The following is a 15,497-nucleotide window of genomic DNA, read 5'->3' on the forward strand; positions in this document are numbered from 1 at the left end:
CCAGTGAGCGATGAAAAAAGACCCCGTCTTCTGATCGTCAAGACCGGTTCGGCCTTTGCCGAGGCAATCCGCCGCCATGGAGACTTCGACGACTGGTTCCGCCGCGCTCTGGGTGAGGAGTGTTTCGGTTTCGATACGGTCAACGTTCATGAGCACGAGCCGCTCCCGGTAGCGGATGCCATCGGCGACTATGCTGGTGTTGTTGTGACCGGCTCACCGGCGATGGTCTCGCACCGTCATGAGTGGTCGGAGAAAGCGGCGGCCTGGCTGGCCAAGATCATCGATCGTGATGCAGCGCCGCTCCTGGGGGTCTGTTATGGCCATCAGCTGATCGCGCATGCGCTGGGTGGGCACGTCGGCCCCAACCCGCATGGGCGTCGCATGGGGACGGTTGCGCTTGAGTGGATTGACACGGACGATCCGCTGACAGGCGCCCTGGAACAGGGTGCGTCCGTTCATGTCACCCACCTCGAGGCCGTGCTCGATCCGCCTCCGGGTGCGCGGGTGATCGGCCACAGTCAGGGTGACCCCTATCATGTCCTGCATTTTGGCGGTCGCAGCTGGGGGGTCCAGTTCCATCCGGAATTCACTGCCGGGATCATGCGCTGCTACATCGAGGCGCGTGCCAGCCTGCTCGATGGTGAGGGCCTCGACCCGAACCGGCTGCTCCAGGCGGTGACCGAAACGGACTCCGGCACCGATCTGCTGGCCCGCTTTGGCCGTCTCTGCCGCCGACAACAGTCACCTGCACATGCCCCGATCACCTGATTTGTCCCTGACCTTTCTCGGTGCCGTGGGTACCGTGACGGGCTCGAAGTTTCTGCTGCGCTGCAAGCGCACCCGCTATCTCATCGATTGCGGTCTGTTCCAGGGTTACAAGCATCTGCGTTTGCGCAACTGGCGCGCGCTGCCGCTCCCTGCCGAGCGCATTCACGATGTGATCCTGACGCATGCCCATATTGATCATTCGGGCTGGCTGCCCGTGCTGTGCCGGGAAGGCTTCAAGGGCCGAATCCTGGCGACCCCCGCGACGCGCGATCTCTGCCGCCATCTGTTGCCGGACAGCGGTTTCATCCAGGAAAAGGATGCGGCCGACGCCAACCGTTACGGATCGACCCGCCACAAGCCCGCGCGGCCCCTCTACACCCGTGCCGAAGCCGAGACCTGCCTGCGTTGTTTCCGTGCCGTGCGGTTCGGCGAGCCATACCGCGACACTCACCTGCAGCTGCTGTTTCGCCATGCCGGCCACATCCCGGGCGCCGCAATTGTCCAGCTGGATATCAATGGACTACGGATTGTTTTCAGCGGCGACCTGGGTAATCCGGACAGCGCCACCATGGTGGCACCGGACACGGTCGATCGCGCTGACTATCTGGTGGTCGAATCAACTTACGGCAACCGCAAGCGGAGCAGCGAAAACGCCGAAGCAGCCATTGCGCGCGTCGTCAATGAAACGGCCTCCCGCGGCGGTTCAGTCATCATTCCGGCCTTTGCCGTTGGCCGCACCCAGTTGATACTGGTCCACCTCGAACGGCTGATGCGAGGCGGACGCATTCCCGGACTTCCGGTCTATCTGGACAGCCCCCTGGCAATCAATGCCACGGAGGTTTGGGCCGATCATCCCGATGACCACCGGCTGAGCGTGGCCGAGGTCGAGGCGGCATGCGCGCTGCCGCGATATGTCAACAGCGTTGAGGAATCCAGGGCGCTCGATCTGGATGTCGACAGGCCGAAAATCATCATCGCCGGCAGCGGCATGGCCACCGGTGGGCGAGTGGTTCATCATCTCAAGGTGTATGCACCCGATGCACGCAACACCATCCTGTTTGCCGGCTACCAGGCCGGCGGTACGCGCGGCGCAAGACTGATTGCCGGTGAGCAATCCATCAAGATTCATGGCCAGTACTGGCCGGTTCGTGCCCGCGTGGAGAATCTCGATATGCTCTCAGCGCATGCCGATGCCGGCGAGATCATGGACTGGTTGCGCGGATTTTCGCGACCGCCCCGCCAGACCTTCATCGTTCACGGCGAGGCGAACGCATCCGATACGCTCAGACTGCGCATTGAAGAGGAGCTCGGCTGGAATGCAGGGATCCCCGAAGAAGGTCGGGAGTACGCGCTGTGATGGAACGGCCCCGGGGAGCCAGCCGATACAAGGCTTCCTGACGCGGCGTGAAACAGCCGGCCGGCCGGCTGCGCGGGGCTCCCCCGCGCCGTGCGAATCCGCAAACGCACTGCCGGTCGATCAGATCAGACCCATCAGGCTGGCCAGCACCACCAGAATCATTGCCGGGGTCACCACGCGCACCAGCCACAGCCAGGCGTTGAAAGCCCAGTCGGGCATCTTCTTGTCCAGCTCCTCGTGCGTGATCTTGCTCGACAGCACCCAGCCGGCAAACACCGCGATGAGCATGCCGCCGAGCGGCATCATGATGTTGTTGGCGGCGTGCTCGATGGCGCTCATGACGTCACGCCCGCCAATCGAGACATGTGACCAGACGTTGAACGAGAACACCGATGCCATGCCCGCCAGCCAGGCGAGTGCCCCAATGACCGCGGCCGCACCCTTGCGACCCAGGTTGGTGCTCTCGACCAGGTAGGCTGTGGCCGGCTCCAGCAGCGAGATCGAACTGGTCCAGGCCGCCACCGACAGCAGCAGGAAAAACATCATGCCGTAGAGGGTCCCGAAAGGCATTTCATTGAATGCCAGCGGCAGTGAGGTGAAGATCAGACCGGCACCGCCGGATCCGGGATCGATGCCGAAAGAGATCACGATCGGGAAGATGGCCAGACCGGCAATCAGCGCCACAACGGTGTCGGCCGCGGCGACGGTGACGCCCACGCGCGGGATGCTCACGCCTGCCGGCAGATAGGCCCCGTAGGTCATGATCGCGCACATGCCCAGACTGAGTGTGAAGAAGGCCTGGCCCATGGCGGTGACGATCATGGTACCGGAGACCTGCGACCAGTCGGGCCTGAACAGAAAGCCGACCGCCTCGGCGAAATGGCCGGTGTTCATGCCCCAGCCAAGCAGGATCAGCAGCAGGAAGAACAGAACCGGCATCAAAATGCTGACCGCGCGTTCGAGGCCGCGCTCGACGCCGAAGGCCACAACGCCCAGGGTCATGCACATGAACAGGGCGTGCCAGAACGTCAGCTCGGCCGGGTTGGCCAGCAGGGCGCCGAAAGTCGCCTCCGGATCGGCGATCGCTGCGCCGCCAAACAGCTGCTTGAGATAGATAAAGCCGTAATGCAGGGTCCAGCCTGCCACCACCGAGTAGAACGACAGCACCAGAAAGCCGGCGATAATGCCCATCCATCCGATTCCCGTCCAGGCCCGGCTGGCACCGGCGTCGTCAGACAGTTCCCTGAGTGAATTGATCGGGCTCATCCGGCCGCGCCGTCCGATGACGATTTCGGAGAACATCACCGGCAGGCCGACAACGGCAATGCAGGCAAGATAGATCAGAACGAAAGCGCCGCCGCCGTTTTCTGACGTGATGTAGGGAAAGCGCCAGATGTTGCCCAGGCCAACGGCCGATCCGGTGGCGGCCAGGATAAAGGCCAGCCGTGATGACCACATGCCGTGAATGGAGGTGGTTTTCATTGTTTTTTGGTCCCCGAAAGAGGTTTATCGCGTTACAGGGTGGCAATTGTGCTTCATGCACCGTTTTGGTGCAAACACGCAGTCTGGTGCGGTCCGGGCCCATGCGGACCGACAATCGGAATCCCGCCGATCAGCGCGCTCGAAGACCCGAAGTGTCCCTGGAACCGGAGCAGGCCTGGATTGGTTACAGACCCGCTTGCTGAAGTCGCCGATTGCGCCACGACGCCGGCAGGGACAGAAAAACGACGTTCATTGCGGCACAATGCCGAATGCCAAGGGGGTGCCGAACCGGTCGGCTTAGCGGTGCGAACAAGACACTGGACAAACCCGTCTGCCTGATCGGTGCAACATTCGTTATATAATAACAGTGTCGGTTAATGAATGGAGAGACCTGTAGTGAACGACCGCGACCATCCGGTCCGGGTGCTGGCCGCCGTAGTCGCATCGGTGATGCTGATCGCTGCCGCGTCGGCCGGGGAGCCGCAGCGCCGGCACAGTGCGCATGAACACGGCCGGATTGACGGTAGCTTGGCGCAGGACGGCGATCGGTTCGAGCTCACGTTGTCCATTCCCGGTGTCAATGTGGTGGGCTTCGAGCACACCCCGCATGATGACGCCCAGCGCGCGGCGCTGGATTCGGCCCGTCAGCGGCTGGTCGCGGGCAACTGGATTGCCCTGGACCAGGCTGGCGAGTGCGCCCAACCAAGGGTTACTGTCGCCACGGTCGGTTATGGCGTAACCGACCCGGTCGGGTCGCAGGCCGGTGGTCGCGGGCACGCTCACCGAGACCACGGCGAATTCCGTGTCCGGGCGGAGATCGAGTGCGCCCGCGCCGATCGCCTGGCCTGGATCGAGCTGGCGCCGACCGGCCAACGCCCGGCATCGGCTGAAATCGAGCTGGACGTTTTGACCGAAGCCCGCATCGACCGCATTCACCTGAGCACCGACCGGCCTCGCGTGAGGCTGCGCTGATGGCCGCAAGCGAACTCCTGGCCATCGACAATCTGCGCTTCGCCTGGCCTGGCGACGACCGGCCCGTGCTGGCGGTCGAGCAGCTGCGGCTTGCACAGGGCGAAAAGGTCTTTCTCTACGGGCCGAGCGGTTCCGGCAAATCCACCTTGCTGGCGCTGATTGGCGGTCTGGTGGTGCCGGATGCCGGCACGATCCGACTGGCCGGCACCGAGCTCGGCTCGCTGTCCGGACCGGCGCGCGACCGATTCCGCGCAGCCCATCTCGGCGTGATCTTTCAGCAGTTCAACCTGCTGCCCTGGCTCGACGTGCGCGCCAATGTGATGCTGCCGTTGCGGTTTTCGAAGGAGCGTGCGCGCCGGGCTGGTGACCCCTGCCGGTCCGCCGATGAACTGCTCGACGGCATGGACCTGGCGCCCGGCCTGCGGCAGCGTCGCGCCGACCGCCTGAGTGTCGGTCAGCAGCAGCGCGTGGCCGCGGCCCGCGCGCTGATCGGCCAGCCCGGTCTGATTCTGGCCGACGAGCCGACCTCGGCACTGGACGCCGAGCGCCGCCAGGTGTTCCTCGATCTGCTGTTCAGGCAGCTCGAGTCGACCGGCAGCGCGCTGCTGTTTGTCAGCCACGACCGCGATCTTGCCGTGCGCTTCGACCGCAGCCTGAGCCTGCCCGAGATCAACCGCGTGAAAGCGCCGGCATGACCCTGCTTCCGCTGGCCCTGCGCTCGCTGACCAATCGCGCCTTCGCGGTCTCGCTGACCGTTGTCACGATCGCCCTGTCGATCGCCCTGCTGGTCATGGTCGAGCAGCTGCGAAGCGAAGTACGTGAGGGCTTCTATCGTTCCGTCAGCGGTACCGACCTGATCGTCGGGGCCCGAACCGCCCCGGTGCAGCTGCTGCTCTACTCGGTCTTTGGCATTGGCAGTCCCACCAACAATCTGTCCTGGGAAAGCTATCGGGAGCTGGCTGGCCGACCCGGCGTCGACTGGACCATCCCGATGTCCCTTGGCGACAGCCACCGCGGCTATCGCGTCGTTGGCACGACCACCGCACTGTTCGAGTATTTTCGATACGGAGACCGGCAGTCGCTGGAATTTTCCGCCGGCGAACCGTTCGAGGATCTCTATGATGTCGTCATCGGCCATCAGGTCGCGCGCAGGCTTGGCTACGGGACGGGCATGCGGCTTGCCCTGGCCCATGGTGGCGGCAACGTCAGCCTGCAGGGGCACGACGACCATCCGTTTACCGTCAGCGCCGTCCTCGCGCCGACCGGCACGCCGGTCGACCACACGCTTTACATCTCGCTGGCGGCTCACGAGGCCATCCATATCGGCTGGGAATCGGGCGTACGCCGACCCGGCGGCGGGCTTGATCCCGACCAGGCGCGCCGGCGCGCCGACGAGCTGGTTCCCGACTCGATCACCGCTGCCCTGATCGGACTTGAAACCCGCGCCGCCGTCTTCGGCCTGCAGCGCGAAATCAACGAATACCGGGACGAAGCGCTGACCGCAATCATGCCCGGCATCACGCTACAGCAGCTGTGGCGCATCACCGGCGTGGCCGAGCAGGTACTGCGCGTGGTTGCCGCCATGGTCGTGATTGCGGGACTGCTGGGCATGCTCACCGTGCTGCTGACCACCTTGAACGAGCGCCGGAGAGAAATGGCCATCTTGCGGGCCAACGGCGCCCGGCCCTGGCAGATCGCCGGGTTGCTCGTCTTCGAGGCCGGACTGATCAGCGGCGCCGGTATCGTCGTTGGCACCGGCCTGGCGACCATCGCGATCCTGGCAGCAGCGCCCTGGGTGCTCGACCGGTTCGGTCTGGCCATCGGTCTTGGCTGGCCGGAATGGTGGCAGCTCGGCGTGCTCGCCGGAATCTTCGCGGCCGGTCTGCTGGTCGCGCTGGTGCCGGCTATCATGGCCTACCGGCGAACGCTCGCCGACGGCATGCAGACAAGATTGTGAACGAAATCCGCCTCTTGCCGGTCAGAAAGTTCTGGATGCACATGCAGAGGGTCGACATGAAACAGGCACGCCACCGTATTGTGACCGCGCTGGTCGCCGCACTCCTCGCCCTGCCGGCGGCAGCCGATGACGCGCGTGAGCTTGAGTGGCTCGATCTGATGCCGGCCGAAGAGGCCGAGTCCTGGCTGTCGGAATCCGGCAACGTCGATCACTCCGGCTATACCGCACCCGATCCGTTTCAGTCCTGGAACACGGTGTCTGAACTGGATGGGCAGCGAGTCCGCCTGCCCGGTTTCGTGGTGCCGGTGGAAACCGATGGGCAAGGCCGGCTGACCGAATTCTTCCTGGTGCCGTATTTCGGCGCCTGCATTCACGTGCCGCCGCCGCCGGCCAACCAGATCGTCTACGGTCGGCTGGCCGAGCCGATCGAGATGGTCAACATCTGGGATGCCTTCTGGATGGAGGGCACGCTGCATGTCGAAGAAGTCACGAACGAGACTGCCGACTCGGCCTACACGATGGCGGTGGACTCGCTCAAACCGTACTCCGGATGAACAAGGGAACCACCGAATACACTGGATTCAGAAGCACGAACCCGGCGATCGCAGTGCATTCGGCGCTTGTCGTTCATTAACCGCTAAGAAGAGGGCACCAGAATGAAAAACCTCCTCCTGTCCCTGTTACTCCTCGCCCCCAGCCTGGCGCTCGCCCAGGACGACAGCGCCGAAGAAGGGCGCAATGGATTGTCAGTCGAAGTGCTTTGGGCGCTGGACCGTATCGGTTCGCCGGTCATTTCACCGGATGGCGCAAGCATCGTTGCGCCGGTAACCGACTACGATGTGGAGTCCGATGAAAGCGAGACCCGGCTTTGGCTGTTCGCGTCTGACGGCTCGGTCGAACGGCCACTGACCGCGCAAGGCTACTCCGCCTCCAATCCGGTGTTCGCCCCAGACGGGGACCGGCTCGCCTTCACCGCCAAGCGTGATGACGACCAGGCCAGCCAGATTTACCTGCTCGACATGGAGGGCCCGGGCGAGGCCCAGCGACTGACTGAAATCCCGACCGGCGTCAGCGGCGTGAAGTGGGTCGGTGAGCACCTGTACTTCATTTCCAGCATCTGGCCGGAGATCGGAGACTGGGAAGCGATGGCCGAGCGCAAGTCCGCCGAAGAGGAATCGAAAATCTCTGCGCGTCAGTGGAATGCGCTGCCCTATTCCTTCTGGGACCACTGGATCGACGAGGAGCGCCAGTCCCACCTGTTCCGCATTCCGGCCGACGGCGGCCAGATCGAGGCGCTGACCGGCCCGACCGGCCGGCAGCTTCCCCGCTCGTCGGCCGGGGCGGGCAGCTATGACGTCCACCCGGAAGAAACGCACTTCGCGTTTGTCGCCAACAGCCGCGAGGGTGGCGTCGAGCCCGACAACGATATTTTCGTCGCGCGCATCGGAAGCGACGAAGCCGAGAATCTCACCGCGGACAATGAGGCCAGCGACGGTACGCCGATGTTCAGTCCAGACGGTCGCACTCTGGCCTATCTCGAGCAGCGCATTGCCGGTTTCTACGGCGACCAGAACAACATCGTCCTCTACCATCTCGATAGCGGGGAGCGTCGCAATATCACCGCCGGCTGGGATCGCTCGGCCACGGGCCTGGTCTGGGCGCCGGATGCATCCGGTTTCTACGGCGCCATCGCCGACCAGGCCCGCGTGCGGGTCTACTTCATCGACGCCGGAGGTCGCCAGCCGCGGGCCCTGACCACCGACAATACCTTTGGCGACCTCGCCATTGCCGACGATGGCACCCTGGTCGGCACCCGCCAGAGTTTCACCGATCCACCCCGGCTGGTGCGCATCGATACCGGCTCCGGCGCGGTGACGCGCCTGGATACCATCAATGACGACATTCTGGCCGGCGTCGACATGGGCAGCTACGAGTCGGTGACCTATACCGGCCATGACGGTGCCGACATTCAGATGTGGGTCAACTATCCACCGGGCTTCGACGAAAGCAAGGAATACCCGCTGTTCCTGCTCATTCACGGCGGTCCGCACGGCGCGATCTCCGACACCTTCCACTTCCGCTGGAACGCCCAGACCTTCGCCTCCTGGGGCTATGTCACCGCCTGGCACAACTTCCACGGATCGGCCAGTTTCGGCCAGGAATTCACCGACTCGATCAACCCCGACTGGGTGACCGCGCCATACCATGACACCATTGCCGCGGCCGAGTGGTTTGCCAACAAGGACTGGATCGACGAGGAACGGATGGTCGCCGGTGGCGGCAGCTACGGCGGTTATCTCTCATCGATCCTGCTCGGCAAGGACCATCCGTTCAATGCGCTGCTGATTCACGCCCCGGTCTACAACATGTACTCGCAGATGGCCGCCGATTTCGCCGTGCATGCGCAGCGTTTCGGCGACTTCTGGGAAGTGCCCGAAATCTACCAGGCGATCTCGCCACACTACTACGCAAAGGACTTCGACACCCCGGCGCTGATCATCCACGGTCAGAACGACCTGCGCGTGCCGGTTGGCCAGGCCTTCGAGCTGTTCCGCACGCTGCAGAGCAAAGGCATTGAGTCGCGCCTGATCTACTTCCCCGACGAAAACCACTGGGTGCTCAAGCCGAACAACTCGATCTACTGGTACCACGAGGTCGAGAAGTGGATGGCGAAGTTCGCGGAGCCGGGCGGGCGATAGGCCCGTTCCGGAACAACCAATCGGTCATCCGTCGGGGCCGCGGCCCCGACCTACCGCCTTTCGCCTCGCACCTACCTGCGGGCATCGTCCGTGATGGTGACGCCGGACTCGTGGGTCGCGGTCGCATCCGCGACGGACGAGGCGCCGGATCTGATCAATCTTTTCTCACATGTGATCTGCGCCGAATCGGAGACGCTTTCACTGGTGCGACTCGCTCAGACCTCCAATGCCTGGTCGAGGTCGCCCCACAGATCATCGACGCCTTCGATCCCCACCGACAGCCGCATCAGCCGATCGTCAATGCCCATCACCTTGCGCTGTTCAGCAGCGAGTTTGGCGTGACTGGTCCGCGAGGGCTGACAGATTGTGGTTTCGACCCCGCCCAGACTGACGGCCGGCCGGATGATGCCGAGTGCTTCGAGGAACGCGTCCGGCTCGGTCCGGGCGCCCAGCCAGAAGCTCAGCATTCCGCCGAAGCCGCTCATCTGCCGGGCCGCGACATCATGTCCGCGGTGAGCCGTCAGGCCCGGATAGCGCACTTCGTTGATGCGCGGGTCGTTCTCCAGCCGTCTGGCCAGCTCGGCGGCATTATCCGACGCGCGCCCGACGCGCACCGCCAGGGTCTTGATCGAGCGCTCGAGCAGGGCCAGGTCCTGGCCATTGAGCGTGGCGCCCAGGCGCACGATGTTGGGATGAATGCAGTCGATCATGGCCTTCGAACCGGCCAGGGCGCCGCAGAGCAGGTCGGAGTGGCCACCGAGGAATTTCGTGGCCGAATGCATGACCAGGTCGAAGCCCTGCTCGATCGGCTGCTGCAGTATGGGCGTGGCGAAGGTGTTGTCGACAAGACTCACGACACCGTGGCGGCGGGCGATTTTTGCCGTCCGGGCAAGGTCGACGACTGCCAGCAGCGGGTTGGTGGGCGACTCGACCATCAGCAGGCGCGTGTCGTCCTCGAACAGCGCCCCGAGCGAGGCCGGTTGTCCGTCCCAGGTTGAAAACCGCATCCCCATCGGTTCGAGCAGGCCTTCGATGAGATCCGTCGTGCCACCGTAGAGCCCCTCGAGCATCACCGCGTGGTCGCCGGGCTTCATCAGGCTCAGGAAAACGGCACTGATCGCGCCCATGCCCGAGGCGGTAACGCGCGCCGCCTCGGCTCCTTCGAGCGCGGCGAGTTTACCGGCGACAACATCGTGGTTGAGCGCGTTGACGTAGCGCGGGTACCGCACGCCGCCGGCGCGGTAGTCGAAGGCGGTACTGGTCACGATCGGGGTGTTGAGGCCGAGACGAATGTCGCCGTGCCGCTCACCGGCGTGCACGCAGGCGGTGTCGATCGAGGATTTCCGGGTCATGGTGCGGGACGGTCGGGGTTGCCCTCACTATAGCGCGGCTTACTTCCCGCCGCGCAGCGCCATGATCAGACCGACGACCAGCGCCGCGCCGCCGCCGAGCAGGTACCAGGTGGTCTCGTCGGTGAAGCGGCCGGTGAAGGTCTCGTGGACTTCCTCGGCCAGCGAGCCGGTGGCCTGAAGGCCGAAATACAGTAATCCGCCGCCGATGACGATCAGGATGATGCCGATCAGTCTGTTGGTGCTCATGGATCTGCTCCCTGGATGAGACCCCTTCACACGGAGCATAGCTCGGCCGGGCCCGGGCTGTACAGTTCCCCTTCTTGGCGGCCGTGGCCCAAGACTACCGCTGGCAATTCGGACAGTAGAACGTGCTGCGCTGTCCGATCACCTCGCGGCGGACGGGTTTGCCGCAGCCGCGGCAGGGCTCACCGTCTCGCCCGTAGACCCTGAGTGATTGCCCGAAATACCCGGGCGTGCCGTCACCGACGGTAAAATCCCGCAGTGAGGTGCCGCCGAGCTCGATGGCATCGGACAGCGTCCGCCGGAGGGTTTTGGCGAGCATCTCGTAGCGCCGGCGGCTGACCCGGCCGGCCGGCCGGCGCGGATGGATGCCGGCGGCGAACAGGGCCTCCGAGGCGTAGATGTTGCCTACACCGACGACCGTTTTCGCGTCCATGACGAACAGCTTGACCGGCGCTTTCCGGCCCCGGCCGAGGCGCCAGAGCCATTCGCCGTCGAAAGCCTCGCCCAGGGGCTCGGGCCCCAGGGTGGCCAGGCGCGGGTGTCGCAGCGGATTCTCGCCGCCCCACAACAGTGCCCCGAAGCGGCGCGGGTCTGTATAGCGGATCAGGCAGCCGTCCTCGATTTGGAGGTCGACGTGGTCATGCGGACCCGGACCGGGCGGGTCCTGCCAGCCGCGAAACGAGCCGGACATGCCCAGATGCCACAGCAGCGAACCGGATTCCAGACGCCAGATGAGCCACTTGGCGCGCCGCTGAAGGGCGGTGATCGCCTGCCCGGCAATGCCGTGGACTTCCCGCGGGATCGGCCAGCGCAGCTGGTGCTGGCGAACGATGACCTCCGCAATGCGCCGGCCCTCAACCAGCGGGCCCAGGCCGCGGCGGGTGGTCTCGACTTCGGGTAACTCGGGCATGTGCAGGACACCGGCGGCTCGGAGTGACCAGCGCATTATGGCGCAGCGCACCGCTTCAACGGTCGAGGTGCTGCATCGATTCTGACCTGCGCCTGCACAGAGACTCCGGGCGTGACCGGGTTGACCGTGTGGCCGACTGTCGAACACTCACTTGAGATTGGTCATGAAACCGGTCACGGCCATCATCAAGCCCTTCTGCGCTCGAGCGTCAGTCTGCGGGCTCACCTGGACGACGAGCTTGCCGGGCTCGACCGCGTCGACTGCGGCATGGCGGCCTATCCGGAATTTGCGCCCGCAGGCGGCGACTGAAACGTCGCCATGGCATGATGAGGCCGGGCTCAATTCGGATGGAGGCAGCATGCCGATCGAAATCGGAGCAGGCGATATCGCTAACCAGCCGGACCTGGGGGCGGTGGTCAACGCCGCCAACGCGCAACTCATGCCCGGCGGCGGTGTGGCCGGCGCCCTGCACCGAGCCGCCGGCCCGAAACTGGCCGAGGCCTGCCGTCCAATGGCGCCGATTCAGCCCGGTGAAGCGGTCATCACCGAAGCCTTCGGCCTGCCCAACCGCTGGGTGATCCATGTGCTTGGCCCACGTTACGGCATCGACAAACCGGCCGACAGGCTGCTCGCAAGGGGTTATCGAAACGCCCTGGGTTTGTGCGAAAAGCACGGCGTGGAGTCGGTTGGTTTTCCGGCGCTTGCGGCCGGCGCCTTTGGCTACCCGATCAACGAGGCGGCCCGCATCGGAATCGAGACGGTGCAACGGCACGCACCGACGGCGCTTGTTGTCCGCTTCGTGCTGTTCGATGAGAAGACGAAGGAGGCCTTCTTGGCGTTGTTGCGGTAGGTCGTCGGGGCCGCGACCTGGATCTGTAGGGCGAAGCCACCGGCTCGGCCGCTGCGGGTTTAATAACCCGGCAGGAAAAAGGCCCGGCGGTGCCGGGCCTCTGTCACTGGATATCGCCAATTTCGCGCGTCACTCGCCCGCGCGGGTCAACTCCGTGCGGTACTCCCCGCCGCCCATCTGGGCCGGCAGATGGCCCGCCGCGCGCAATACCATGCGCGGGGGCTCGGCCGAGACCCAAAGCGTCAGGTCGCCGCCTTCGCCGTCGATGGCCTCGAGATCCACCTTCCAGGCGTCATACTCGCCAGCTGGCACCTCGACGGATTCCCGGCCGGCCACGCTGATGGTGAAGTAGCGCACCCGCTGCTGCATGCCGACTTCGGCAATGCGCACCGGGGCGCTGTAGCCTTCGGCCAGCGGCAGGCCGAGGATTACCGCTTCGAGCGCCGCTTCACTGCCGTAGACCGGCGCGTCGAGTTCGATGTCGATCGGGATTTCCTGGCCCGCCTGGATGGTGCCGGTGACCTTGCGCGCGCCGTACTCGACGTCGATGACCGCCGGGCCCTGCGCGATCTTGCGGCTGACCGGCCTGAGCGTATTGCCGTCGAGCACGATCTGATCGCTGGCCGCACCCATGGCCGAGCGGGTATCGCTGGTGATGACCATCATTTTGCCGTCGTCACCGTCCTCCATGACGATCTTGCGCTCGGCTTCCATCTCCAGCTCGTTGCCCCGAATGTTCAGGGTGGTGGAGTAAGCGAAGCTGCCGGTAGCGATACTTTCGGCATCGCTGTTGGGCAGCGGCAGGGTCCTGGCCGCGTCGAGCTCGTCGGCCAGGTCCTCGACAGCGACCGAATCGACATCCACGGTGATTTCGGCCAGGCGCGCGGCGACGGCCTCTTCCATGCTGTCCTGGTGACGGCCGCCCAGGTGCGTGGCCAGGAACTCCTCGGTGCGTGCGAACATCGCCAGGCGGTTGTCGCGGCCGCGGAAACCATGGCCCTCGTCGGGAGCGACAATGTATTCGATCGGCAAGCCGGCCTCGCGCATGGCGACGACGATCTGGTCGGATTCGGCCTGCTTGACGCGCGGATCATTGGCGCCCTGGATCACCAGCAGCGGAGCGGCGATCTGGTCGACGTGATTGAGGGGCGACTGGCGCTCGAGCTGCGCCCGCCCTTCCTCGGTGCTCGGGTCGCCCATGCGCAGGGTGAAGATCTTGCGAATCGGGCCCCAATACGGCGGAATCGAATTGAGCAGGGTGATCAGGTTCGACGGGCCGACGATATCCACGCCGCAGGCGTAGAGATCCGGCGTGAAGGTCATGCCGGCCAGCGTGGCGTAGCCACCGTAGGAGCCGCCCATGATGCACACGCGTTCGGGATCGACCAGACCCCGCTCGACCAGGTGATTGACGCCGTCGGTGATGTCGTCCTGCATGGCATCGCCCCACTCCTTGTTGCCGGCGTTCAGGAAGGCCTTGCCGTAGCCGGTCGAGCCGCGGAAGTTGGGCTGCAGCACCGCGTAGCCACGGTTGGCCAAGAACTGCGCCAGCGAGCTGTAGCCCCAGGTATCGCGTGCCCAGGGGCCGCCGTGGATCAGCGCCACCAGGGCGAGTTTTTCACCCTCGACACCCTTGGGCGTGGTCAGGTAGGCGGGAATCTCCAGGCCGTCTCGGGCGGCATAGCGGATCGGCGTCATCTCGGCCATGTGTTCGACCGGGAGCTCCGGGCGCGAACGGTAGAGCTCGCGGACTTCCATCTCTTCCCAGTTGAACAGGTAGGTCGTGCCAGGGTCGACATCGCGTGAGAGGCTCACGAGAGCGAGCGAGTCGTCGGCCGTTAGCGACCGCAGGCCGATTTCTCCTTCCGGCAGTTGCTCTCTCAGAAAAGCGAGTGCCCGCTCGAAGCGCTCGGCCTTGGGGTAGATGCGCGGCTTGTCGCCCACGTAGACGGTGGCGAGCAGTTCGTCGGTCGCGTTGGAGTAGACGGCGCCGCTGAAGTCGACCTCGCCCTCGGGGTCACGCTCTACGAACTCCAGCTCACCGGTTTCGATGTCCATCAGATACAGGCCGACCAGGTTGTTTTCCTCGCCCTTGTTGGTCTGGAACCAGACGCGATCGTTGTCGGCGTGGAAACGGTTGGGGCCGCAGGTCTCCTGCCAGGAGCAGGAATAGAGCGTCTCGCCGACCTCGCCGTCGCGCACGCGCAGGGTCTCGGTGCCGCCATCCTCGGTCTGGCGAACCGCCAGGCGCACCGTGCCCTCCAGGCCGACGCCCCAGCCGGCGATGTTCTGGGTATTTTCGATCAACAGATCCCGTTCGCCGGATTCGATGTCGACCCGATAGACGTCGTGCAGGGCCGGATCGCGGTCATTGAGGCCGACGATGATCTCGCCCGGTGTCGACTTCGGCAGCGAATAGATCTGGGCGCGCACGCCGTCGATGTCGGTCAGATTGCGCGCTGCCGGTACGCTCTCGCCCTCGGCCGGCTCGGCATCCGCGTCGACGGCCCAGACGTTGAAGTTCTCGTTGCCCCCCTTGTCCTGGACGTAGAGCACGTACTCGCTGTCGCGGCTCCAGAAGTAGCCGGGCACCGGACGGTCGTCGTCGGTCAGGGGACGGGCGTCATCGAAGTCCTCGTCGATGCCCTTGATCCAGATGTTGCGGACGCCCTCGTACGGTCGCATGAAAGTCAGGTGCTTTCCGTCCGGCGAAATCTGGGCGCCGGAGATTTCGGGATCATCGAAGAACAGCTGTCGGTCGAGCAGCGGGGGCAGCTCATCGAGGTAGCTCAGCGCGCTGGCCGGGTTGGCCAGGGCGGCACCGATACTGCCCAGCGCCAGCAGCGCAACCAGCAGGCGGGTGAACGGAATGGTTTTCATGTGGGTAGACTCCTGGGGAAAGATCGG

Annotated in this window: 13 protein-coding genes; 8 read left to right on the forward strand and 5 right to left on the reverse strand. The window is 64.9% G+C overall.

Annotated features, from left to right (window positions below; translation table 11 throughout):
• The first annotated feature begins 3 nt into the window (after nt 1-3).
• Nucleotides 4-768, forward strand: a complete 765-nt coding sequence (locus HND55_00970) for a glutamine amidotransferase (protein ID QKK01340.1) — start codon at nt 4-6, stop codon at nt 766-768.
• Nucleotide 769: 1 nt separating this feature from the next.
• Nucleotides 770-2,125: an MBL fold metallo-hydrolase gene (locus HND55_00975; GenBank protein ID QKK03938.1), complete on the forward strand. Its 1,356-nt coding sequence runs from the start codon at nt 770-772 to the stop codon at nt 2,123-2,125.
• 120 nt (nt 2,126-2,245) lie between these two features.
• Here HND55_00975 and HND55_00980 read toward each other — a convergent pair whose 3' ends face one another.
• A complete protein-coding gene (locus HND55_00980; protein ID QKK01341.1) occupies nt 2,246-3,607 on the reverse strand; it encodes a sodium-dependent transporter in 1,362 nt (453 codons plus the stop codon).
• 396 nt (nt 3,608-4,003) lie between these two features.
• Between HND55_00980 and HND55_00985 the strand changes: the two genes are divergently transcribed.
• From HND55_00985 to HND55_01005, 5 genes are all read left to right on the forward strand, one after another.
• The gene (locus tag HND55_00985) at nt 4,004-4,579 is read left to right on the forward strand and encodes a DUF2796 domain-containing protein (GenBank protein QKK01342.1); all 576 of its coding nucleotides are present in this window, start codon (nt 4,004-4,006) and stop codon (nt 4,577-4,579) included.
• A complete protein-coding gene (locus tag HND55_00990) occupies nt 4,579-5,274 on the forward strand; it encodes an ABC transporter ATP-binding protein (protein ID QKK01343.1) in 696 nt (231 codons plus the stop codon). Before HND55_00985 ends, HND55_00990 begins: the two co-directional genes overlap by 1 nt.
• Entirely contained in the window at nt 5,271-6,536 is a 1,266-nt protein-coding gene (locus HND55_00995; protein QKK01344.1) for an ABC transporter permease, read from the forward strand. The genes HND55_00990 and HND55_00995 overlap by 4 nt, the downstream gene beginning before the upstream one ends.
• A gap of 35 nt (nt 6,537-6,571) precedes the next feature.
• Complete coding sequence (locus HND55_01000; GenBank protein QKK01345.1) at nt 6,572-7,090, forward strand: DUF3299 domain-containing protein; 519 nt, start codon at nt 6,572-6,574, stop codon at nt 7,088-7,090.
• A gap of 102 nt (nt 7,091-7,192) precedes the next feature.
• A complete protein-coding gene (locus HND55_01005; protein ID QKK01346.1) occupies nt 7,193-9,235 on the forward strand; it encodes a S9 family peptidase in 2,043 nt (680 codons plus the stop codon).
• 215 nt (nt 9,236-9,450) lie between these two features.
• Here the strand turns inward: HND55_01005 and HND55_01010 are convergent, their stop codons facing one another.
• The 3 genes from HND55_01010 to mutM all read right to left on the reverse strand — a co-directional run bounded on the left by HND55_01010 (nt 9,451) and on the right by mutM (nt 11,740).
• The gene (locus HND55_01010; protein QKK01347.1) at nt 9,451-10,587 is read right to left on the reverse strand and encodes a cystathionine beta-lyase; all 1,137 of its coding nucleotides are present in this window, start codon (nt 10,585-10,587) and stop codon (nt 9,451-9,453) included.
• 39 nt (nt 10,588-10,626) lie between these two features.
• Nucleotides 10,627-10,833 (reverse strand): DUF3185 family protein, encoded by a 207-nt coding sequence (locus tag HND55_01015; protein ID QKK01348.1) that lies wholly within the window; start codon nt 10,831-10,833, stop codon nt 10,627-10,629.
• 94 nt (nt 10,834-10,927) lie between these two features.
• Entirely contained in the window at nt 10,928-11,740 is an 813-nt protein-coding gene (gene mutM / locus HND55_01020; GenBank protein ID QKK01349.1) for a bifunctional DNA-formamidopyrimidine glycosylase/DNA-(apurinic or apyrimidinic site) lyase, read from the reverse strand.
• A 358-nt stretch (nt 11,741-12,098) separates the two neighbouring features.
• Here mutM and HND55_01025 point away from each other — a divergent pair, with 358 nt between their 5' ends.
• Nucleotides 12,099-12,590 carry an RNase III inhibitor gene (locus tag HND55_01025; protein QKK03939.1) on the forward strand — a complete coding sequence of 164 codons (492 nt, stop codon included), beginning with the start codon at nt 12,099-12,101 and terminating at the stop codon, nt 12,588-12,590.
• 129 nt (nt 12,591-12,719) lie between these two features.
• Here HND55_01025 and HND55_01030 read toward each other — a convergent pair whose 3' ends face one another.
• Nucleotides 12,720-15,470 (reverse strand): alpha/beta fold hydrolase, encoded by a 2,751-nt coding sequence (locus HND55_01030; GenBank protein ID QKK01350.1) that lies wholly within the window; start codon nt 15,468-15,470, stop codon nt 12,720-12,722.
• Nucleotides 15,471-15,497 lie beyond the last annotated feature (27 nt).

The organism is Pseudomonadota bacterium, assembly GCA_013285445.1.
GTDB lineage: Bacteria > Pseudomonadota > Gammaproteobacteria > Xanthomonadales > Wenzhouxiangellaceae > Wenzhouxiangella.

Coding starts and splice junctions, on each gene's coding strand:
- HND55_00980 (QKK01341.1), bottom strand. CDS start 3,607: ATGAAAACCACCTCCATTCACGGCATGTGGTCATCACGGCTGGCCTTT.
- HND55_00990 (QKK01343.1), top strand. CDS start 4,579: ATGGCCGCAAGCGAACTCCTGGCCATCGACAATCTGCGCTTCGCCTGG.
- HND55_00995 (QKK01344.1), top strand. CDS start 5,271: ATGACCCTGCTTCCGCTGGCCCTGCGCTCGCTGACCAATCGCGCCTTC.
- HND55_01000 (QKK01345.1), top strand. CDS start 6,572: ATGCACATGCAGAGGGTCGACATGAAACAGGCACGCCACCGTATTGTG.
- HND55_01005 (QKK01346.1), top strand. CDS start 7,193: ATGAAAAACCTCCTCCTGTCCCTGTTACTCCTCGCCCCCAGCCTGGCG.
- HND55_01010 (QKK01347.1), bottom strand. CDS start 10,587: ATGACCCGGAAATCCTCGATCGACACCGCCTGCGTGCACGCCGGTGAG.
- HND55_01015 (QKK01348.1), bottom strand. CDS start 10,833: ATGAGCACCAACAGACTGATCGGCATCATCCTGATCGTCATCGGCGGC.
- mutM (QKK01349.1), bottom strand. CDS start 11,740: ATGCCCGAGTTACCCGAAGTCGAGACCACCCGCCGCGGCCTGGGCCCG.
- HND55_01025 (QKK03939.1), top strand. CDS start 12,099: ATGCCGATCGAAATCGGAGCAGGCGATATCGCTAACCAGCCGGACCTG.
- HND55_01030 (QKK01350.1), bottom strand. CDS start 15,470: ATGAAAACCATTCCGTTCACCCGCCTGCTGGTTGCGCTGCTGGCGCTG.